This is a genomic window from Bacillus sp. OTU530 (genome assembly GCF_038440375.1).
The window spans coordinates 1-20,295 of record NZ_JASATP010000060.1 but is presented as its reverse complement, the minus strand read 5'-3'; the positions used below and the strand labels follow the sequence as shown (position 1 = coordinate 20,295).

Annotated in this window: 20 protein-coding genes and 2 pseudogenes; 16 read left to right on the top strand and 6 right to left on the bottom strand. The window is 36.7% G+C overall.

What is annotated here, in order from left to right:
• Positions 1–45 precede the first annotated feature (45 nt).
• The 15 genes and pseudogenes from AAHB12_RS27065 (at position 46) to AAHB12_RS26995 (ending at position 13,952) form a co-directional block, all read left to right on the top strand.
• On the top strand, positions 46–1,029 hold the full coding sequence (locus AAHB12_RS27065; protein WP_342048356.1) for a 2-keto-3-deoxygluconate permease: 984 nt from the start codon (positions 46–48) through the stop codon (positions 1,027–1,029).
• 365 nt (positions 1,030–1,394) lie between these two features.
• Positions 1,395–2,174: a FadR/GntR family transcriptional regulator gene (locus AAHB12_RS27060; protein WP_342048355.1), complete on the top strand. Its 780-nt coding sequence runs from the start codon at positions 1,395–1,397 to the stop codon at positions 2,172–2,174.
• Between the two features lie 466 nt (positions 2,175–2,640).
• Positions 2,641–3,597 (top strand): 6-phosphofructokinase, encoded by a 957-nt coding sequence (gene pfkA / locus AAHB12_RS27055; RefSeq protein ID WP_342048354.1) that lies wholly within the window; start codon positions 2,641–2,643, stop codon positions 3,595–3,597.
• A 460-nt stretch (positions 3,598–4,057) separates the two neighbouring features.
• Entirely contained in the window at positions 4,058–4,525 is a 468-nt protein-coding gene (gene rpiB, locus AAHB12_RS27050) for a ribose 5-phosphate isomerase B (protein WP_342048353.1), read from the top strand.
• Positions 4,526–4,705: 180 nt separating this feature from the next.
• Positions 4,706–5,566 carry a class II fructose-bisphosphate aldolase gene (locus AAHB12_RS27045; protein WP_342048352.1) on the top strand — a complete coding sequence of 287 codons (861 nt, stop codon included), beginning with the start codon at positions 4,706–4,708 and terminating at the stop codon, positions 5,564–5,566.
• Between the two features lie 108 nt (positions 5,567–5,674).
• The gene (tkt, locus tag AAHB12_RS27040; RefSeq protein ID WP_342048351.1) at positions 5,675–7,684 is read left to right on the top strand and encodes a transketolase; all 2,010 of its coding nucleotides are present in this window, start codon (positions 5,675–5,677) and stop codon (positions 7,682–7,684) included.
• Positions 7,674–8,110, top strand: a pseudogene (locus AAHB12_RS27035) (DDE-type integrase/transposase/recombinase); the annotation flags it as partial. The gene tkt and the pseudogene AAHB12_RS27035, both read left to right, overlap by 11 nt.
• Before the next feature lie 87 nt (positions 8,111–8,197).
• Entirely contained in the window at positions 8,198–9,151 is a 954-nt protein-coding gene (locus AAHB12_RS27030; RefSeq protein ID WP_342048350.1) for a sugar ABC transporter substrate-binding protein, read from the top strand.
• Positions 9,152–9,986: 835 nt separating this feature from the next.
• Positions 9,987–10,172 carry a hypothetical protein gene (locus AAHB12_RS27025; RefSeq protein WP_342048349.1) on the top strand — a complete coding sequence of 62 codons (186 nt, stop codon included), beginning with the start codon at positions 9,987–9,989 and terminating at the stop codon, positions 10,170–10,172.
• Between the two features lie 5 nt (positions 10,173–10,177).
• Positions 10,178–10,399: a Spo0E family sporulation regulatory protein-aspartic acid phosphatase gene (locus tag AAHB12_RS27020; RefSeq protein ID WP_342048367.1), complete on the top strand. Its 222-nt coding sequence runs from the start codon at positions 10,178–10,180 to the stop codon at positions 10,397–10,399.
• Between the two features lie 130 nt (positions 10,400–10,529).
• Complete coding sequence (locus AAHB12_RS27015) at positions 10,530–10,676, top strand: GapA-binding peptide SR1P (RefSeq protein WP_342048348.1); 147 nt, start codon at positions 10,530–10,532, stop codon at positions 10,674–10,676.
• Positions 10,677–10,807: 131 nt separating this feature from the next.
• Complete coding sequence (locus AAHB12_RS27010; protein WP_342048347.1) at positions 10,808–10,954, top strand: GapA-binding peptide SR1P; 147 nt, start codon at positions 10,808–10,810, stop codon at positions 10,952–10,954.
• A gap of 131 nt (positions 10,955–11,085) precedes the next feature.
• A complete protein-coding gene (locus AAHB12_RS27005) occupies positions 11,086–11,232 on the top strand; it encodes a GapA-binding peptide SR1P (protein WP_342048346.1) in 147 nt (48 codons plus the stop codon).
• Positions 11,233–11,363: 131 nt separating this feature from the next.
• Positions 11,364–11,510: a GapA-binding peptide SR1P gene (locus AAHB12_RS27000; RefSeq protein ID WP_342048345.1), complete on the top strand. Its 147-nt coding sequence runs from the start codon at positions 11,364–11,366 to the stop codon at positions 11,508–11,510.
• Between the two features lie 663 nt (positions 11,511–12,173).
• Entirely contained in the window at positions 12,174–13,952 is a 1,779-nt protein-coding gene (locus AAHB12_RS26995) for a sigma-54-dependent Fis family transcriptional regulator (RefSeq protein WP_342048344.1), read from the top strand.
• Between the two features lie 519 nt (positions 13,953–14,471).
• On the opposite strand, the gene AAHB12_RS26990 is transcribed toward AAHB12_RS26995, so the two are convergent.
• The 6 genes from AAHB12_RS26990 to AAHB12_RS26970 form a co-directional block, all read right to left on the bottom strand.
• Positions 14,472–15,578: a GerAB/ArcD/ProY family transporter gene (locus tag AAHB12_RS26990; protein WP_342048343.1), complete on the bottom strand. Its 1,107-nt coding sequence runs from the start codon at positions 15,576–15,578 to the stop codon at positions 14,472–14,474.
• Positions 15,579–15,831: 253 nt separating this feature from the next.
• Positions 15,832–17,010, bottom strand: a complete 1,179-nt coding sequence (locus AAHB12_RS26985) for a Ger(x)C family spore germination protein (protein WP_342048366.1) — start codon at positions 17,008–17,010, stop codon at positions 15,832–15,834.
• Between the two features lie 56 nt (positions 17,011–17,066).
• Positions 17,067–18,659, bottom strand: coding sequence for a spore germination protein (locus tag AAHB12_RS26980; protein WP_342048342.1), 1,593 nt, complete (start codon positions 18,657–18,659; stop codon positions 17,067–17,069).
• Positions 18,660–18,819: 160 nt separating this feature from the next.
• Positions 18,820–18,993, bottom strand: coding sequence for a ribbon-helix-helix protein, CopG family (locus AAHB12_RS26975; RefSeq protein ID WP_342048341.1), 174 nt, complete (start codon positions 18,991–18,993; stop codon positions 18,820–18,822).
• A gap of 225 nt (positions 18,994–19,218) precedes the next feature.
• Entirely contained in the window at positions 19,219–19,302 is an 84-nt protein-coding gene (locus AAHB12_RS31980) for a hypothetical protein (RefSeq protein ID WP_446715623.1), read from the bottom strand.
• Positions 19,284–19,442: a hypothetical protein gene (locus AAHB12_RS26970; RefSeq protein ID WP_342048340.1), complete on the bottom strand. Its 159-nt coding sequence runs from the start codon at positions 19,440–19,442 to the stop codon at positions 19,284–19,286. The genes AAHB12_RS31980 and AAHB12_RS26970 overlap by 19 nt, the downstream gene beginning before the upstream one ends.
• Positions 19,443–19,649: 207 nt before the next feature.
• Here AAHB12_RS26970 and AAHB12_RS26965 point away from each other — a divergent pair.
• A pseudogene (locus AAHB12_RS26965) lies at positions 19,650–20,265 on the top strand (type IV secretory system conjugative DNA transfer family protein).
• Positions 20,266–20,295: the final 30 nt, after the last annotated feature.

Below are 20,295 nucleotides of genomic sequence, written 5' to 3'. Positions count from 1 at the left end.
GAAGTGAAAAAAGATTCTAAAACAATGATTTGGAGATGAAGCCTTATGAAAATAAAAGAAACGATTGAAAGAATTCCTGCAGGCTTAATGCTGGTTCCTTTACTTATAGGCTCTTTAGTTCGCACATTCTTCCCAGAAGCATTTGAATCGGAAGCATTTAAACATTCGTTTACTGGGGGATTATTAACTGGCACCACAGCATTACTAGGTGGATTTTATCTTTGTTTAGGCGCAACCATAAAATTTAACGCAACTGGTTATGTGTTGAAAAAAGGGGGAGCCTTATGGATTGGTAAAATAGGCACAACTTTTGTAATCGCTTTATTGATTAAAACTATTTTCCCAGATCAAAATAACTTATTTTTAGGATTATCTGCCTTAGCAATTGTTGCTGCTTTTTCTGATACAAACGGTGCTATTTATATGGCTCTTATGGGGCAATTAGGAAAGAAAAAAGAGGATATTGCTGCTTATTCTATCATGTCACTTGAATCTGGACCATTCTTCACTATGCTAATATTAGGTATTGCTGGATTAGCAAGTTTTCCGATTTCCGCATTTGTCTTTACGCTTCTTCCTCTACTAGTTGGAATGATTCTTGGAAATCTAGACGAAAAAATGCGAGAGTTCTTAAGTAAAGGTGAGGACCTCTTTATTCCTATGTTAGGTTTAGCAATTGGTGCTGGAATTAACTTAAGCAATGTAGTGAAAGCTGGTTTATCTGGCGTTATCTTAGGTATAGCTGTTGTTGCAATTACTGGAGTTGCTCTATTTATACTAGATCGAATCACAGGTGGAGACGGTGTGGGCGGTTTGGCTGCTTCAACTACCGCAGGGAATGCAGCGGCCGTACCATTATCCCTTGCAGCTGTTAATCCTATCTATAATGAAGTTGCTGCGAGCGCCACGCTTCAGGTATCAGCAGCTGTTATCGTTACAGCTCTTTTATCCCCTTCTCTAACGGTTTGGTATGCAAAACGAGTTGAGAAAAGAAAAATACAAACTATTAGTGATAATGCAGCATCATAACGAAGAAAAAATTCATGTAATGTCTCTATATGTGACTGATATACTTAAAGTTAACAGTGAACTATAAATAAAACTTAAAGTTATTTATTTTATTATGATGATTCTCCTTTTCCATCCCCCTTCCAGAGGTCAGTGGGATGGAAAAGAGCTTAAATATCTTCCTTTACATAATGGGGTTTTAGAAATTCACAGGCATTCATTTTTCAAAACCCCATCATGTAAGGGAAGTTATAAAACCCGATGATATTTTCTGTATAATGCTAAATGAATTATAATTATTATTTTAGGGGACTTTTAAGGTAGATAAGGATTTTTGGGTCAAAGGAATAAATAAAAATAAATATAGATTAAAGGTGAATAATGCGATGGATATAATTATGTCGGCAGCAGTTAATAGTGAAAAGATACCTACGCATAAAACAGCAGTAGATAAGGTTACAGAATACATTAAAACTAAAATCATTCATAAGGAGCTGAAACCTAATGATAAGATCCCTACAGAAACTGAGCTAAGCGAAATCTTAAATGTGAGTAGAAGTTCTGTAAGGGAAGCGTTGAAGATTTTGGAAGCTACTACTATTATACAGATACGAAGAGGTGATGGTACGTATATATCGGAGCCAGAAGATATTTCTTTTTCTCAATCCCTTTTGTTTAAAATAATTTTAAACAATACGGAATTCAGAGAATTAGTTGATTTCCGTGAGCAGATTGAAGTAGCAGTGATAAAACTGGCTATTACTTATGCAACTAAGGAAGATATAGAAGTTTTGAGAAACACTTACAATGATTTTTTAGATTGTATTGAAAACAATCCAGATGATTATAAAAGGCTCCATGAATTGGATTTAAACTTTCATAAGACATTAGCAGCGTTAACGAAAAATAAGCTCATGGCAGAGTTATATTTGTTTTCCTTTGAAATTTTCTCACCAATGATATTAGAAAACTATGCTAGAGGTCAGATAAAGAGTGAAGATAGGGAAGAAACAGTGGAAACTCATAGGATTATTATTGAGGCACTAGAAAAAAGGGATCTTTATGCTGGGATTTATGGTGTGGGAATGTCATTGAAGTTGTGGGTGAAATGGATTAATCTACAAGAAAATAAAAAGATATCAGGCAATATATTAAAGGAAAAGTGACTTATAGGGATGTTATATCAACATTCCTGCGACGCGGGGAAAAATGATAGTACTGTCCCCCCCTTGGGGGACTACTTAAGATGAGAACATAAAATTATACTAACAGTATCAAATGCCGAAGGTATTGATTATTACATTAAACCTCGCCATTGCAAAGGGCAACGCAAATAATAATATCCTGAATGAAATCACTGATTTTTTCCTAAAATTCAAAAAATAGAAATATCTTTATTGTTGACTATATGGATTTTAAATTATCATTTGATAGAAACTAATTTGTATTCTAGGAAAAAAGAAGTACCCAAAGAGAATAAAAACCTTTTATATGTAATTCCTTGTAAATAGCGAAATAAGGAAATGGATATGATTACATGATTTCGGTCATACTTTACCATTTTAGAAAGTTTATCCTTAGTGATATTCGTATATTCATTAAGACTAATTATGGAGAGGGCGGAGGAAGAGCATGAAGAAAATTGCAGTATTAACAAGCGGTGGAGATGCTCCAGGAATGAATGCTGCTATTAGAGCCGTAGTAAAGGCAGCAAATCACTATCACCTAGATGTAATAGGTATACAGTATGGATACCAAGGGTTAATTGACGGTAAACTTCACCCATTAACTTCTTCAGAGGTAGAGGATATTGCAGATAGAGGCGGAACAATATTAAAGACATCTAGATCCTCAGAATTTATGGAGCAAACAGGGAGAACAAAGGCCTTTCATGTATTAAAAGACTTCGGTATAGATTCTTTAGTTGTAATAGGTGGGGAGGGATCTTTAAAAGGAGCTGAAAGATTACACGAGCTAGGGGTAAAGGTAATTGGTATACCTGGAACGATTGACAATGATTTATTTTATACAGATTATTCAATTGGATTTGATACCACGTTAAATACAGTATTGGATTGTATTGGAAAAATTAAAGATACTGATTTTTCTCATGATAAAACAACGATTGTGGAAGTGATGGGAAGATATTGTGGTGACTTAGCTCTATATTCAGGCTTAGCAGGAGGGGGAGAAATCATATCTACTCCAGAGAGAAAATTAGATTTTGATACCATATGTTCAGAATTAAGTTCAAGAATCAGTAGTGGAAAACATGATAACCTCGTCATCGTAACGGAAAGAATGTATGATTTACAGCGATTACAACAATATATTGAAGAAAAGTTAAACCTGAGTGTAAGAACTACGGCATTAGGTTTCATTCAAAGAGGGGGGAATCCATCAGCGTTTGATCGGGTATTAGCGAGTAAAATGGGTATCAAGGCGGTAGAACTGCTAGTAAGTGGTCATTCAGGCTACGCTGTTGGAATAAAAGAGAATAAAATAATCCATAGAGAACTTGAGAAAGTTAATATCGAAATGCTTGATAAGCAGGAGCAGTATAGGTTACTAGAAACGCTTTCACACTAGAAATAAATTAGTAGTTAGATTTTTCCTGAAACTATTATTTGAAAGTAAAAGACTGGTGTTGATTTTTGAAAAAATCAATATGTTGTAAAAAATTATGTATGATACTTGATTTGTATCAAAAGGCAAATCTTATTATATATATTATAAAATATTAATTTTACGAGTGTCAAGAATCATAATTTTACCTGAATAACTGACACCAAGCCTTAATAAAGCTTTGAAAATAGTAAGATGTGTGAAAAGGTAATTGAGGCGGTTGATAGCTCGAAAGGGGTTAAAACATGGTATGGAGTGTGTACGGATTGTTGCAAAGAGAAGAAAGAAGATTAAGAGACTGGGCTTTTTATTAGCTATAGTCACCACACAAACAGTTTTGATTGTCTGTTCGTGAAAAAGGAACAAGAAATCTAATGAAGGTCCATAATGTAATTGCAAAAGAATTAGGAGAGGAGGACGAAACATGAAAGTAGCCATTGCATCCGATCATGGAGGTATGAATATTCGTAAGGAGATCATCTCATTAATGGAGGAGATGAATATCGAGTATGTAGATTTAGGATGTGAGTGTGATACCTCTGTTGACTATCCAGATTATGCCCTCCCAGTCGCTGAAAAGGTAGCAAGCGGTGAAGTAAATCGAGGGATTTTAATCTGCGGGACAGGTATTGGGATGAGCATTGCAGCCAACAAAGTAAAGGGAGTTCGTTGTGCGCTTGTACATGACACATTTAGTGCTAAGGCAACGAGAGAACATAATAATACGAACATATTAGCTATGGGAGAACGTGTGATTGGTCCGGGATTAGCCCGTGATATCGCAAAAATATGGTTAACAACACCTTTTGAAGGCGGCAGACATGAAAGTCGTGTCAATAAAATAACAGTATATGAAACGACTAATGAGTTGGTAAAGCGATTAATGTGTTGACCTATGATTGATCCCGCGAAGGGGAAGGTGGACAGCGATCTGTGAAATCATTAACTCGATAACAAACAAGAAGGTAATGAGATAGATAATCTATGAGAGTTCATATGTAGATGATTCATTTACATATAGACTCTTATAGGACATAAAAGTTAGGGTCTATTTATTAAGGAGGATATTCATATGGCTTTAGTTTCGATGAAAGAAATGTTAAAGAAGGCGTTAGCAGAGGGTTATGCGGTTGGTCAATTCAACATCAATAACTTGGAATGGACACAAGCGATTTTATCTGCCGCTGAAGAGGAAAAATCACCAGTAATCCTTGGTGTTTCAGAAGGAGCTGCCCGCTATATGGGTGGTTTTAAGGTAGTAACAGCTATGGTGGGAGCTCTTATTGAGGAAATGGATATCACTGTTCCTGTGGCTATCCATTTGGACCATGGATCTAGTTTTGAAAAATGTAGAGCAGCTATTGACGCTGGTTTTACATCGGTGATGATTGATGCTTCGCACCATCCATTTGAAGAAAATGTGGAAACAACTAAAAAGGTAGTGAAATACGCCCATGAACGTGGTGTATCTGTTGAAGCGGAGCTAGGTACTGTTGGTGGACAAGAAGATGATGTAGTTGCAGAGGGAGTTATCTACGCAGATCCAAGGGAATGTGAGCTGTTAGTAGCGCGTACTGGTATTGATTGTCTCGCTCCTGCGTTAGGTTCTGTTCATGGTCCTTATAAAGGTGAGCCAAATTTAGGATTTACGGAAATGGAGCAAATTTGTAAAGCAACGGGTTTACCTTTGGTTTTACACGGTGGCACAGGTATTCCAACCAATCAAATTCAAAAATCAATCTCATTAGGAACGGCAAAAATTAATGTAAATACAGAGAATCAAATTGCGTTTACGAAAGCTGCACGAGCGATATTAAATACAGATTCAGAAGTATACGATCCACGTAAATTTATAGGTCCAGGTCGTGATGCGATTAAGGAAACAGTCATTGGAAAAATGCGTGAATTTGGTTCATCTGGTAAAGCGGTATAAAAAATTAATATCTAATAACTTTCGATACGAAAATACAACTTGCAAGAAGAGAAGGACTATTTCTAACAGGTTTTGTTTAAAAAAAGTTTAACAAAAGGAGTATTGAGAATGAAGTCATTACACATAAAGAATGATCTTGAACAACTAGCTATTAATACGATTAGAACACTATCCATTGATTCAATTGAAAAAGCAAATTCTGGACATCCAGGAATTACAATGGGTGCAGCACCAATGGCTTACACATTATGGGCTAAAGAAATGAATCACAATCCTGCTAATCCAAATTGGTTTAACAGAGATCGGTTTGTTTTGTCTGCAGGTCATGGTTCAGCACTATTATATAGCTTATTACATTTATTTAAGTATGATGTATCCATTGAGGATTTAAAGAGCTTCCGTCAATGGGGTAGTAAAACACCAGGGCATCCTGAGTTTGGACATACACCGGGTGTTGATGCGACAACGGGACCTCTTGGACAAGGTGTTGCAATGGCGGTCGGGATGGCAATGGCAGAACGTCATCTCGCGGAGACATATAATAAAGAGGATTTTCAAGTAATTGATCATTATACGTACAGTATATGTGGTGATGGAGATTTAATGGAAGGAGTATCTGCTGAAGCAGCTTCCCTTGCGGGTCACCTTAAACTTAACCGTTTGATTGTTATGTATGACTCCAATGATATCTCGTTAGATGGAGATTTACACTTATCATTCTCTGAAAGTGTAGAAGAGCGTTTTAAAGCATATGGTTGGCAGGTAATTCGTGTGGAGGATGGAAATGATATCAAAGCCATCCAAAAAGCTATTCAACAAGGAAAAGCAGATACAGAACGTCCAACACTTATTGAAATCAAGACAACTATCGGATACGGTTCCCCAAATAGGTCTGGAACGTCAGATTGTCATGGGGCACCACTTGGTGTAGAAGAAACAAAATTAACGAAGTCATTCTATGGATGGGAAAGTGAAGAAGTCTTCTATGTACCAGCAGAAGTAGCTGCACATTACAGTGAATTTGCTGAAGTTGGTCATGAGAAAGAAAATGCATGGAATGCATTGTTTGAAGCCTATAAAAGTGCATATCCAGAATTAGCACAACAATTAGAAAGCGCTGTGAAGGGGGAACTCCCTGAAAATTGGCATGGTACACTTCCTGACTTTACATCAGGGGAAAAAATGGCAACAAGAGCTTCATCTGGAAAAGTATTAAATGCTGCAGCGAAAGCTCTTCCACAATTAATTGGTGGTTCAGCAGACCTTGCTGGTTCGAATAAAACACTTATTACTTCTGAAAAGAATTTTGCACTTGATGGCTTTGCTGCTCGTAATATTTGGTTTGGTGTTCGTGAATTTGCGATGGGTGCAGCATTGAATGGTATGGCACTTCATGGCGGTGTAAAGGTATTTGGAGCTACTTTCTTCGTATTCTCTGATTATCTTCGTCCGGCTATTCGTCTTGCTGCATTAATGAAACTACCTGTAATCTATGTATTTACCCATGATAGTATTGCTGTTGGGGAAGATGGTCCAACGCACCAACCAATTGAACAGTTAGCCTCCTTACGTGCAATGCCAGGGTTGTCTGTTATCCGACCTGCAGATGCAAAAGAGACGAAAGCAGCATGGCGTTTAGCTCTAGAAAGTCAGGATAAACCAACTGCATTAGTCCTAACTCGTCAGGATTTACCAACGCTGAATATCGATGATGAAAAAGTATATGAAGGAGTTAAGAGAGGGGCTTATGTGGTTTCTACTGCTAATGGTGAAGCAGAAGGTTTGCTACTTGCAACGGGTTCAGAAGTTTCTTTGGCTATTTCGGCTCAAAAGGAGCTTGAAAAAGATGGTATTTTAGTTTCAGTTGTTAGTATGCCTAGTTGGGATCGATTTGAACAACAATCCGAAGGGTATAAACAAAGTATTATTCCAACAAATTTAACTACGCGTTTAGGAATTGAGTTAGGATCTTCATTTGGATGGAGAGAATATACCGGTGCAAATGGGAAAACAATAACCATTGATCAATTCGGTGCCTCTGCTAAACCTGATAAATTAATGAAGGAATATGGTTTCACAGTAGAAAATATCGTCCAAACCTTTAAATCACTTGTTTAAAAACTTAGGCTTTCGTGACTAGGTGGAAATCCTGGAGGAACGGAGGTTATCTCTTGTTTATATATGACTATCATGCGTTGGATACATGTGACGTATGTTAAAGTCAAAGGACAGTGGATATTTCTCTATCGTGCAGTTGATTCTAAAGGGAATGACATTGATTTTTATTTAAGTAAATCGAGAAATTGCAAGGCTGCAAAGTGTTTCTCTAAGAAAACTTTGCGGTCTTTTCATATTTCAATCCTTTTCGAAATAACTGTCAATAAGAATCCAGCTTATTCTTTAGTAATGAGAGTACTAAAGATAGAGAATGAGGTGTTAGCGGTCATCCGAATGAGACAAATGAAATATCTTGATAACATCATCGAACAAAACCGCCATTTTACCAAGGGGTATATTCGGACGATGTTAGGATTGAAATATTTTTAAATAGCAAATGACATGATTACTAGACTTATTGATTTTAGAGTAACTAATCATCTATCTAGTAATTAGGAGAGGGGAGAAGGGGTATTGAAAAAAAGATGGAGTGTTTTATTAGTTTTTACAATTTTTCTTATAGTTTTGATAGGTATAGTAGCCTGTTTTTTTAAAAAAGATAATAAACCTAAAGTTATAGTTGTTGCACAAAGATTAGATCTAGAGTATTGGAAACTTTTTGAGTTAGGAGCTAAAGCAGCATTTCGTGATTTTGATATAGATGGGAAAGTTCTTGCCCCTAGTTCTATATATCCCGCTAGTAATCAGTCTAACATGTTAAAAAAGGTTCTAACTCAACAACCTGATGCACTAGTTGTAACCCCCATAGACCCATCAGTTACCATTCCTGAATTGGTAGAATACAACAAAAATGATATTCCGGTCATTGTTGCGTACAAGGACATTGAATGGGAATCCAAAACTGCCTATATTGGAACGGATAATTATGAATTGGGTAAAACAGCAGGAGAGTTATTAGGTTCAATGCTGCAGCCAGGAAATCAAGTAGCTATTATTTTTGGAGGATCAGATGATCAAATTATGATTGATCGAAAAAATGGTGCAAAGAAAGTGTTAGAGGATACCGGATTAGAGATTGTCGCAGAACAGTCAGTTTATGACCGATTTGGGAATCTAACACCAGTCATAGGAACTATCTTAGAAGCTTACCCAAATATTAAAGGTGTAGTTGCTACTAGTGATCGATTAGCTCTACAGGTATTAAAACAAATGGAGGAGAAAGGGTTAAAGATCCCTGTTATCGGAGCAGATGGTGTTAAGGAAATGGTAGAAGACATTAAAGTAGGAAAGATAGATACTGCTATAGCTCAGAACCCTTATGATATGGCATATCTAAGTGTGGAACAAGCAACGAAAGCAATTAGGGGAGACGATGTCCAAAAAAAGGTTGATATTGGAGTAGATCTCATAACTAAGGATAATGTAGAGGAGAGATTAAATTTCTTAAACAAAATATCACGAGAATAGGGATTTCACTCTAATGAAAGTACTACTTTCGAAAAATATTCAGCATCAGTTTCTTGGTTCTAGTGCCAGAAGTTTATCAAACTTGGATAAGATGAACTGATACTACTAAGTCGAAAGGAGTGTGTATTAGTATGAAAAAATCAGCAGACTTTAAATGAAAGCGGCATGAATTAGAAATTACTTTGGTGGTACTGATTAAATGGATGGTATATATCACTTGAACAGATTCTGAATGAGTGATATTGTATTAAATTTGGAAGGTAGCAATGTCCTCATTCGTTTACATTTAATGATAATTATGGAAGGGAATTCATCATACCTACCTTTTTTCAGTACCATTTATTATATCGTTGTTTCTGGTTTTATGGATATATAGTACATTGTACGCGTTTTATTTTTGATATTATAGCTTAACCCAGATCATGTATATTATACGCCTTCCTTTTGCTGCGCTTAAGAATCCTCGCTTAATTCTATGCTCCATGCTGTTACCTAATCTCGATAATAGTTGAAAGCGATAAGACAGTTTAATGATGAAAACATCATACGAATAAAGAGTGAAATCATTGCAAAGAATAACAAACATCAGACGAAATAACCGTTTAAAACACAAAAAGGAAGTGGTTATCTCTTTTTTGATAATAAAAACAGGAAAGAAAACGCTTAATATCGTTGTTGACGAATTATGAACTTATATTATACAATTATATCACAAAGTTACATCAGACAAATTTTATAAAAACAAGAGAACGAAGCTCTATATATGTCAGATGTATTTTGTGGGGGGTTAATTAGTTCAAGATGTTTTTGTTAACGGTTACAAGGAGCGGGATGGATGTCATACAAATTTGAAAAGAGAGAGGGAATTAAAACAATCCTAGATAGGAGGGCAGTATTTTCAAAAATTCATGCATGCCCTGTTCTTCATTCTATATTAGCACGTAAAAGTGTTTATGATATTTGTACAAAAGGCTTAGTTTCTGTAGAAATTGACAACATTTCAATGGTGGAAAGGAATTGACAGCAATGATTTTGAGAAATGTACTGGCTCTAAGAGAAAGTATAGATAAGTATCGTCAGAGTATGGACGAAGTAGCCGAGAAGAAGGGTATTTCTGATCCACATGTGGTGCAGATAAGGAACCAGTTAGATAGGAAAATCATTATGTTACAAAAAATTATGTATGATATTCAATCTTTATCAAAAGCTGAGTCTCATTATCATGATGAAACGGTCTTAAATTTGTAGCTCCCCATCATAATAGTTTCATTAGTGTTATCAACATCAAGATTTAATGAACTTAATGAAAGCGATTTCTTTATTCTGCTGCGTGTTTATTAAATCTGTTATATTCAAACAAAAGTTAGGGGGATAAAACATGATGGTTGAGAAATTAAAAGTAAAGCAAGGTACGATTATTTGTCAGGTGTGTGAAAAGGTAATTGATGTGGTTGATAGCTCAGAAGGAGTTAAAACATGGTATGGAGTGTGTACGGATTGTTGCAAGGAAAAGAAAGAAGATTAAGGGACTTGGCTTTTTATTAGCTACAGCCATCACACAAATAATTTCGGTCGCAATGAGAACAAGGAACTTAGTGAAGACTCATAGTTGTGCAGCAACATAAGTGCAAAAGAATTAGGAGGAGGGGACAAAACATGATGGTTGAGAAATTAAAAGTAAAGCAAGGTACGATTATTTGTCAGGTGTGTGAAAAAGTAATTGATACGGTCGATAGCTCAGAAGGAGTCAAAACATGGTATGGAGTGTGTGCGGATTGTTGCAAGGAAAAGAAAGAAGATTAAGGGACTTGGCTTTTTATTAGCTATAGCCATCACACAAATAATTTCGGTCGCAATGAGAACAAGGAACTTAGTGAAGACTCATAGTTGTGCAGCAACATAAGTGCAAAAGAATTAGGAGGAGGGGACAAAACATGATGGTTGAGAAATTAAAAGTAAAGCAAGGTACGATTATTTGTCAGGTGTGTGAAAAGGTAATTGATGCGGTTGATAGCTCAGAAGGAGTTAAAACATGGTATGGAGTGTGTGCGGATTGTTGCAAGGAAAAGAAAGAAAATTAAGAGACTTGGCTTTTTATTAGCTATAGCCATCACACAAATAATTTCGGTCGCAATGGGAACAAGGAACTTAGTGAAGACTCATAGTTGTGCAGCAACATAAGTGCAAAAGAATTAGGAGGAGGGGACAAAACATGATGGTTGAGAAATTAAAAGTAAAGCAAGGTACGATTATTTGTCAGGTGTGTGAAAAAGTAATTGATGCGGTTGATAGCTCAGAAGGAGTTAAAACATGGTATGGAGTGTGTACGAATTGTTGCAAGGAAAAGAAAGAAATTTAATGGATTGGACTTTTTATTAGCTGCCAGAATCCGGTGAAAGATTTCGGGTTCCTGTTCATGAAGTGGATAATGTAATTGCAAAAGAATACTAGTATAGATAGCTGATATTTTTGTAAGATCACTTGTTTTTCATGATCATGGGAAGTAAAATTAAAATATTTTATTCATCCCCCTTATTGTGCACGTTTCTCATGATCATATGAGGAGAAGTGATTTTTTCCTCTTCTCCTTCGTACTGGTTCAAAATGAGAAGCTTGCAACTATGTGCTAACAGGAAACACCCCTGATCCAGAGAAGTAATAGAAAAATGATATACAATCCTGGCTCGGTACATTACGTAAATTTCATCACCCGATAACAGTAGTCATCCTTCAAAGTAGCTGACTAACACACCTTACAATAATCCTCATAAGAAATTAAAAGGAAATAAATTACTAATTGTGGGTGAGGACTACTACTTACACCCCCTCCCCTTTTTTCTTTTAGTCGCCCCAGTAGAAAAGATTGAATATTCCGATCCTTGTCAAATGATCCCTGTGGGTTCATTTGACAAGGGAAAAAGTATTTATGCAACGCTAATAAAATCCCCTAAATCATTTCATTAATACGGGAGAATTTTGGAATAGTATAATTACGTTTAAATTTGCAACAGAAGGTGATGGAATGAAGGTCATGGCAATCGCCCCTTATGATGGATTGAAAGAGTTGATAATCAAATTGGGGCAAAATGAAGATTTTGACTTACAAGTTGAGGTTGGAGATTTACAAAAAGGGGTTACTCTTGCTAAAGAGGCGGTCAATGATGGAACGGATATTATAATTAGTCGGGGTGGTACAGCAGAACTTATCCAAAAGGAAGTTCCTGTTCCTGTTATTGAAATTGAAGTTTCTGGTTACGATATGTTACGTATCTTGACACTAGTTAAAGATTATCCAGGAAAAACAGCAATTGTAGGCTTTTCTCCAATATTAGAAGGAGCAGATGCAATTTGCGAAATATTGGATATGGATATTTCCACGTATAGAATTTCCAATGAAGAGGAAGTCGAACCAAACCTAGTGAAACTGCAACAAAAAGGCTATCAGATGATTATTGGTGATGTAATTACTGTGAAAAAAGCAGAAAATCTAGGGTTAAATGGCATTTTTCTTACTTCTGGAAAAGAAAGTGTTTTAAAGGCATTTCAAAATGCAAAAAAGGTGCACGATTTTTTCTCTGCTTTAAAAAATAAATACTTGATTTCCCATAATATTGTCCAAGAAGAAAAAGATGGGGTTATTGTTTATAATCAAAACTTTCAATCCGTCTTTTCAAACCCTTACTTCAAGGAAGAAGTAAACAAAGTATTTGAAGATAAAATTAATATAAAAGATGCTGTAAAGGAGGTTCTAAACAGAGGAATATTCCAGACAATTTTTAATGAAGAAAATGTATTTTGGAAGGTAACAGGCTCTCTGATTCCAAGTTTTAATCTACCATTAGCTGTGTTTCGTATTCAAAGATACCAATCAAATGAAAAGCAAAATACGCAAGGGATTTCAATTGTCTCTTCTTTAACCGAAAATAGTTCAGCAAATATTATTACTGGTATGGTAACAAATAATGAGGAAATGAATCATACATTAAAAATGGCAGAAGTTTACTGTGATAAGGAAGAACCAATATGGATTAGCGGTGAGGCTGGAACTGGAAAAGAAGGATTAGCCTACTACATTCACTTTAATAGTATAAGACGTTCGTATCCACTTCTTGTAATAGATTGTGGATTAATAGAAGGGGTTCAATGGGACACTGTGTTAGATACAGAATTAGAGAATAATTTAATTTCCCATAATGAAAACGGCACTGTTTTTTTGAAAAATATTAATTATTTAAAACTTTCTATCCAAAAGAAGTTAATGGATTATTTATGTAAACGTCCACTTAGATGTCGTTTGCTTGTTTCTTCATGTGAGAATATGCAAACTCTAATTAAAAAAGGGGACTTTTATCAAGATTTATACTATTTATTAGCACGTTTATCTTTACACCTCCCCTCGCTGCGTAATAGAAAAGAAGATATAGAAAGTTTTTCACGTTTATTTATTAGTGAGTTCAACACAAAATTCGGTAAACAAATTGTTGGCGTTCGAGTAGGTGCAAGGGAAGAACTTGAAAAATTCGAGTTTCCTGGAAATATTGAGCAGTTAAAACAGGTTATTGAAGAAAGTGTTTTGTTAGCGAACGGTCCATATATTGAGAAGCACGATGTTAAGGAAGTACTAAAACTAAAACAGCCTCTTATCGAATATGAAAAAGCAGAAATTGACCTAAGTGGGACTTTAGAAGAAATTGAAAAAAGAATTATAAAAAAAGTGTGGCTAGAAGAGGAAATGAATCATACTAAGACAGCTGACCGACTAGGTATAAACCGCACAACTTTATGGCGCAAACTAAAATAAGCGCCTTTTTTATTTGTTTTTTTTGAGGACTTAATGATGGGATCCAATGCGTTTCTTTAATCAGGGCAGAGAGTGAAAGAATACGCAAGGTACTATCATACAAGTTGGTGAAATTTCTCCATGGTAAGAAGAAGCCAGATATTGTAGCCAGTGTTTATAAAATTGAAATATATCTCGTACATAATCTTTTACAGTCGTTTCCGATAACTTTTCGTTTTATCTACAGGTTTGTTCTCGATACTTAAATAACGAGGTAACTAAAAGGGAGAGAGCGCTTCTCTTTTAGTTACCTTTTCGAATTATAGGGATGATGTCTATAAAATTTCATTCACCATTTTTAGATACATCCAAATAACAAGATGACAATTGGCGTTTATTCCAAGTTCTTTTCATTTTTTTATAAAAACATATATCGGACTCCCTTTTATAAATTTCATTCTCTAATTGAATGAGTTCGTTAAATGGATAAGGGAAAATTACTGGTCGCCTTCGATTACTTGTTGTAACCCCTATAGAATATCAACCGCTACTCTTCTCCAAAAACTTTAATTTAACCTTAGCCACTATAAAAAGGAACAATGGAATACAAAGACCAAACACCAGGGAATAAGGTGTCCAAATATTTGCAATAAAGTTAATCAAATAACTCATATCGGGTGCTATCACAATAGATAGAACCATCAGGATCATAGCGAATGGAAGAGTCAGAGAGCGATAATCATGCATTTCCAATGTTTGGGCGAGTATTAATGCGGATACATAATAACAAATTTGCAGCTTGAAAAAGGCAGTAATAATCCATAAGCCGGCCATAATGGCTTCTATTCGTTGGAAAAACCTGCCGACATCTATTTTTTGTGCCAATATATAGCTGGGAAAATGTTCATTTTCTGCTGCTTCAGCTCCCAACACTAGTATTGTCAGCAGGGTAATTGAGAAAAGGATGATTCCCCCTATTATACTCCCTGCTAAAAAAGCTCTACCTGCTTCCTTAACCCGATTTACATAGGGGAATATCATTGAAAATACAACAAGCTCCAGATAAGGAAAACCCAGTTGCATAAAAGCAGCATGAAGGATAGGGTTTGCCCCTTTTGCAAATATAGGTTGAATGTTTTCAAACTCCATTTGCGGAGAAACAAAGATAACTATCGTAAAAAAAAGAATACAAACCCAGGGGAAGAAGATTTCAGAAGTACGGGCCATATTTTCTAAGCCGTATTGCACCCCCATAATGACGATGCCTAACAAAAGGATATGTATCGACTCAATCGGTGTTTCCGGCATCATGGTCGATGTAAAGAAATTACTAATCTGCCGGAGTGTAATAGCACAAAGGAAAAATGTATAAGTGAAGAATAAAAGCGATAGTGTTTTTCCTACCCACTTCCCTAAAATTTCTTGGCTGTATTCAACCAAGGTCATGTCTGGAAAAAGATTTCCTAACGTTTTGTATAACCATGCCAGCAAAAGTCCTAATCCAGCAAGGATGATAGCCGTTATCCAAGCATCTTGCTTTGCTTCCGCAGCAATAAATTTTGCCAATAAGAGAATGGAACTGCCAATCATAAATAGGATGATGAAAATCATAAACTGGCGAGGGGCAATTTTACCGCTCTCTTGCATCTGTATCACCTGTTTCACTTGAATATGTTCGAAATAACCTTGCTATAAGGCTGGAAGATAGCTGTAATTCCCTCGAGTGGGTTTGGAATGCTTACCTCCACTTGCTCCAAAATATTTAGTACAATACCTAGAAGTAGCAGGGAAGAAAACACCCATAGATCTTTTTTTATGATTTTTTTCAAAAGGGAAGGGACTTCGATGAACGTGATGATACCTCCTATCGCTATGATTCCCGCAATAAACCACATCGAAATTAATCCTCCATCCTTTCCCGAACTGATTTTTTAGTTAAAAAAACGCGTCGAATATCGCCCTTCACGTCTACGTTGACCTGTAAATCCGGGAATTCCTGATCCCAATCCTTTTGCAACTTTTCGAAATATTTAGGATTGGTACGGTTGATTACATCTCTGAATCCAAAGATATCAGAGTTGTATTTTTTCTGCGCTGCTTTTAGTGCCGCTACAATGGTCCTTTTTATAGATCTTTCCGTTAATTTCTCTAATTGAGCAATCGTTTCTGGTTTCGATAAATCGATAGCACATTGTACATCATCTACATTGCCTTCGAAACTAATTTTGATATCTATTTGAGGTATACCATTTATTTTTTTGAATTGAGTCTCTTCTTGAGTACGAAGCACTTCCACAGTTATCTTCTTCTTCCCTCGGGGGCAAGGAAAGACAACAGGCGTACTTTTTATCTCACCTTGGATATAATTGTATCCTTTGCTTTCTTCTTCATTTAACCAACCGACCAGCCGATCTTTTTTAAACACGGCAAGACCGTTATACTGTAACTGAGCACTAGGATCAATTTGTTGCCCATTCTTTGTAGTTTCACCTAGATTGCGGTTTCCTTGCACCTTAATGCCTGTGAGTACGGCTTCTTTTCCGTTGCTAATGATATCTGACATAAACTGATCCATTTTGATGGAAGCTGTTGTTCCCCAAGCTTTAGATGATGTCTCTAGAGAACGCTTCATTTTATCGGCAGGAATTCGATCTATGAGGGTATAAACCTTAAGGATATTCTCAGCCTTTGTCCCCCTAGCTATAACCACAAAGAAATCTCTTCGATATTGATGATCTCTGAGTATGTGGTCTAATATATCGCTTATCCCTTCTTTTGCCAATTCTTCACCGATGATAAGCATCTGAAGTTGTGCTGTATACACTTTTCTTGTACTCGAAGTGATCATTGCTCGACCAGCCTCCTGTATACTGTTCCCTGTTCTTTGAAACAAAGTGACAGGAGCATCGCTCGAAGCAGCACCTCCTTGGGAAGTAATCGCTCCTGGATTGACGACTTGTTGAGAAAACAAAATTTTATTTTCCTTTTTATCCACCCCCATGGCTACAGTGACCGCAAGTTCGTTTAATTCTACCCGATTCCAACATCCGGTAAGTGTAAACAAAATGGTTATTGAAATTAACCATACAACCAGCTTTTGTTTCGTAACTACTCCTCCTTCCTCTGTATTGATTTCTAAGACTTTCTATGTGGTTGCGGGGGAGAAGGATTATCTTCACGGCTGACATTCTTTTGACTCACAAATCGAGGCCTGGAGAACATTCCCCACCAAGGTGCACGAAGAATCGCATCTTTTTGATCAGCCATCACCATAGGGCCAAATGGTGCCATATAGGGAACTCCAAAAGAACGTAATTGACATAAGTGCTGCATGACAGCGATAATCCCTACAATAACACCCAAAAATCCGAAGGAAGCAGCCAACCCCATCATCCCAAAGCGCAGAATTCTGACGGAAATGGCCAAATTATAGGCAGGAATGATGAAACTGGAAATAGCCGTGATGGATACCACAATCACCATAGAAGCTGAGATGATTCCTGCTTCTACGGCTGCTTGTCCAATCACTAGGGCCCCTACAATGGATACCGCCTGTCCTACCGCTCTTGGCATGCGAATCCCAGCTTCTCGCAACAGTTCAAAGATTAACTCTGTTAGTAGTGCTTCAATAAATGCTGGAAAAGGTACCCCTTCCCGTTGAGCCATTAGGCTAAATAACAGTCCAGGAGGTAGCACTTCTTGATGAAAAGTCGTAACCGCAATATATAAGGACGGCGCCAGTAAGGCAATGAAGAAAGCCAAATAACGCAGCAAACGCAGAAGCGTAGCAATATCTGATCGCTGATAATAATCCTCCGCCGCCGAAAAGAATTGCGAGAAGATGACCGGTACCAAAAGGACAAAGGGGGTTCCATCCACAAAGATTGCAATCCGGCCCTCTAAAAGCCCGGCAGCAATGACATCAGGCCTTTCTGTATGAAACACTGTGGGAAAAACAGTGTATGTTTCATCTTGAATTAATTCTTCGATATAGCCGCCTTCCAAAATGCCATCTATTTCAATCCCAGTAAGCCGTTTCCGTACTTCTTCAACGACTTTTTCATTCGCAATCCCTTGGATATACATGATGTTGACAGTAGTTTTCGTTACTCTTCCTATGGTTTGGTTCTCCAACCAAAGGTTAGGATCTTTAATTTTTCGCCGGACCAATGCGGTATTCGTCCGGATGTTCTCAGAAAATCCCTCTTTCGGGCCACGGATCACTGTTTGGGAAGAAGGCTCCTGAACACCGCGGTCTTCCCATCCTTTCAAACCAACTATCAGACCTTGAGAATATCCATTCAATAGGATGGCAGCATCCCCCGATAAGATGGAGGGAAGCAAGGTTTCAAAATCTGAAGTCTCCTTGATGCTCCCCACTGGGAGAAGCTCTTTCAGTAGTTGAAAGGTAAACAGCTTGGATGGATGGTCTAAGCTTACATCATGTTCTTGTATGTCCAACATTAAAGATTCCATGATAAACTGATTGACAGATTGAGCATCAGATAAACCCTCTGTAAAGACTAGCGCTATCTTGATCTCTCTTTTCTTTCCGATGCTGAACTCCCTTATGACAACATCTGGGCTATTTCCAACTAGTTTTCTAATCGTTCGAATGTTTTCTTGAAGATTAGTTTGTAAAGGTGTGTTTTCCTTTATATGTTGATTATTAGGGCTTGAATTAGATTTAGATCTTCTCTGGATCACTTTGAACATACCCAAAAGCATATCATCCCCTGTTTACCCCTCGATCGTTATCCTTTCTCTCGATGCCTGGAGAGTGCTTATTTTAAAAAATTGACTTTATTTCTTTCCAACTATCCATTTATGTGTGAACAGCACGAAACCCAGTGGATCTGACCAGCAGCAATGGAAAATGATACATCTTCTATGGCTGAATCCACTCTTGGGGGCTACTTACCTTAGGTAGCCGTTGATATTCTTGACGAATTAATTTTTCAATGATTTCTTTGATGGAACTTCCAGTAGCCTGTTTAAGTTGGTTTACCATTCTCTTAACTTCTGGATCTGCTTCAATGACTATTCGAGCATGTACTTTCAAATTCTTTACCTCCTAGGTTTTGTATGTTTGTTTTATATGTTTTGTATGTTTTTGTTAATTTAACCAATCAGTTTATCGATATTCAATTTGTTTCTAAAACTCGTGATATTATTGTATGTATGCAACAATGTCAGATGGTTAATATGGCGTATGTACAATGCTACTATGACCTGTTCTCAATCTGCTTCATTTCAACTTTCAACTCCAACCCCCCCAGCTTAAGAATCATGAGTCTATAAGGCTTAGAATAATGTCATAACTGCGTTGATTGTTTGCTGCAACACACATCCCTATTCCAGTACCACACACCCAGATTCCTCTCTCAATCTTCTCAGTACAAAATAATAGGTCATTTCCACATCCGTAAATCCTTCAAATTGATGTTTTCTATCTTCTTCATTCCCATACACAATAGATTGTAATACAGGTAAGTATGTATGATTGCTCATTTCTTCTTTTACCTTGTCATCTTGGATCATGTGTAAAATATCGAATGTTTATAATGATTGTTTTATGAGTAAAGATTCACTTGTAGCTCTTTTTATGAGTTATAATCTCATCAACTCCATCCCATACATTATGGATAAAATGGTACTCTTGGTATTCCGTTTCTATAACTTATACGATTATTGATTTAATAGAAGTACTGATACATCATGAATTGTACAAATAACACCCCCATTATTTGTTGCGATCCCAAGAGGGAGCTTTACCGTGATACGCACCAGATTAAGCGAGATCAAGGATATCGAGTTTATTTAGTGGATTTCGTAGATTTTGAAAATTGTCATCGGTACAATCCTATTGATTCTGTAGTTGAAGATTCTGACACACGAGCTGTGGCAAATGTTATTGCAAAAAAAAAACGCGACAGATGGCAAACGTGATTTTTGGACGGAATCCACATTGAATTTTCTTAGCGCTATCATCCTATATGTCAAAGAAGAATACAAAAATAAAGCGAATATGACACATGTGATTGATTTTGCAGTTCGAGCCGGAAGAGAAGGGGACTATTTGGACGAAATCATTGATGGATTAAATGAGGAACATCCAGCGTACAATTTGTTTAAATTGACAAGTATATTGGCTGGGAATACGAAATCAGGAATCATGGCAACAATGGCACAACAAATTGGTATTTTTGCATTACGAAAGGTTGCAAGATTAACTGAGACAAGTGATTTTCTATTTGAAGATTTACAAAAGGAAAAGGGTATTGTATATGTGAAAATCCCGCTGGATGAAACCCTTTTCCCGGTTTTACTATAAAAGCGGAGATAAAAGGGGCAAAATACGTCA

Excerpts from the sequence above, each read along its gene's own strand:
- AAHB12_RS27025 (WP_342048349.1), top strand. The coding sequence starts at position 9,987 with ATGTCATACAAATTTGAAAAGAGAGAGGGAATTAAAACAATCCTAGAT.
- pfkA (WP_342048354.1), top strand. The coding sequence starts at position 2,641 with ATGAAGAAAATTGCAGTATTAACAAGCGGTGGAGATGCTCCAGGAATG.
- AAHB12_RS26995 (WP_342048344.1), top strand. The coding sequence starts at position 12,174 with ATGAAGGTCATGGCAATCGCCCCTTATGATGGATTGAAAGAGTTGATA.
- AAHB12_RS27045 (WP_342048352.1), top strand. The coding sequence starts at position 4,706 with ATGGCTTTAGTTTCGATGAAAGAAATGTTAAAGAAGGCGTTAGCAGAG.
- AAHB12_RS26980 (WP_342048342.1), bottom strand. The coding sequence starts at position 18,659 with ATGCTTTTGGGTATGTTCAAAGTGATCCAGAGAAGATCTAAATCTAAT.
- AAHB12_RS26970 (WP_342048340.1), bottom strand. The coding sequence starts at position 19,442 with ATGAGCAATCATACATACTTACCTGTATTACAATCTATTGTGTATGGG.
- AAHB12_RS26990 (WP_342048343.1), bottom strand. The coding sequence starts at position 15,578 with ATGCAAGAGAGCGGTAAAATTGCCCCTCGCCAGTTTATGATTTTCATC.
- AAHB12_RS27065 (WP_342048356.1), top strand. The coding sequence starts at position 46 with ATGAAAATAAAAGAAACGATTGAAAGAATTCCTGCAGGCTTAATGCTG.
- rpiB (WP_342048353.1), top strand. The coding sequence starts at position 4,058 with ATGAAAGTAGCCATTGCATCCGATCATGGAGGTATGAATATTCGTAAG.
- AAHB12_RS27000 (WP_342048345.1), top strand. The coding sequence starts at position 11,364 with ATGATGGTTGAGAAATTAAAAGTAAAGCAAGGTACGATTATTTGTCAG.
- tkt (WP_342048351.1), top strand. The coding sequence starts at position 5,675 with ATGAAGTCATTACACATAAAGAATGATCTTGAACAACTAGCTATTAAT.
- AAHB12_RS27005 (WP_342048346.1), top strand. The coding sequence starts at position 11,086 with ATGATGGTTGAGAAATTAAAAGTAAAGCAAGGTACGATTATTTGTCAG.
- AAHB12_RS27010 (WP_342048347.1), top strand. The coding sequence starts at position 10,808 with ATGATGGTTGAGAAATTAAAAGTAAAGCAAGGTACGATTATTTGTCAG.
- AAHB12_RS27060 (WP_342048355.1), top strand. The coding sequence starts at position 1,395 with ATGGATATAATTATGTCGGCAGCAGTTAATAGTGAAAAGATACCTACG.
- AAHB12_RS27020 (WP_342048367.1), top strand. The coding sequence starts at position 10,178 with ATGATTTTGAGAAATGTACTGGCTCTAAGAGAAAGTATAGATAAGTAT.
- AAHB12_RS27015 (WP_342048348.1), top strand. The coding sequence starts at position 10,530 with ATGATGGTTGAGAAATTAAAAGTAAAGCAAGGTACGATTATTTGTCAG.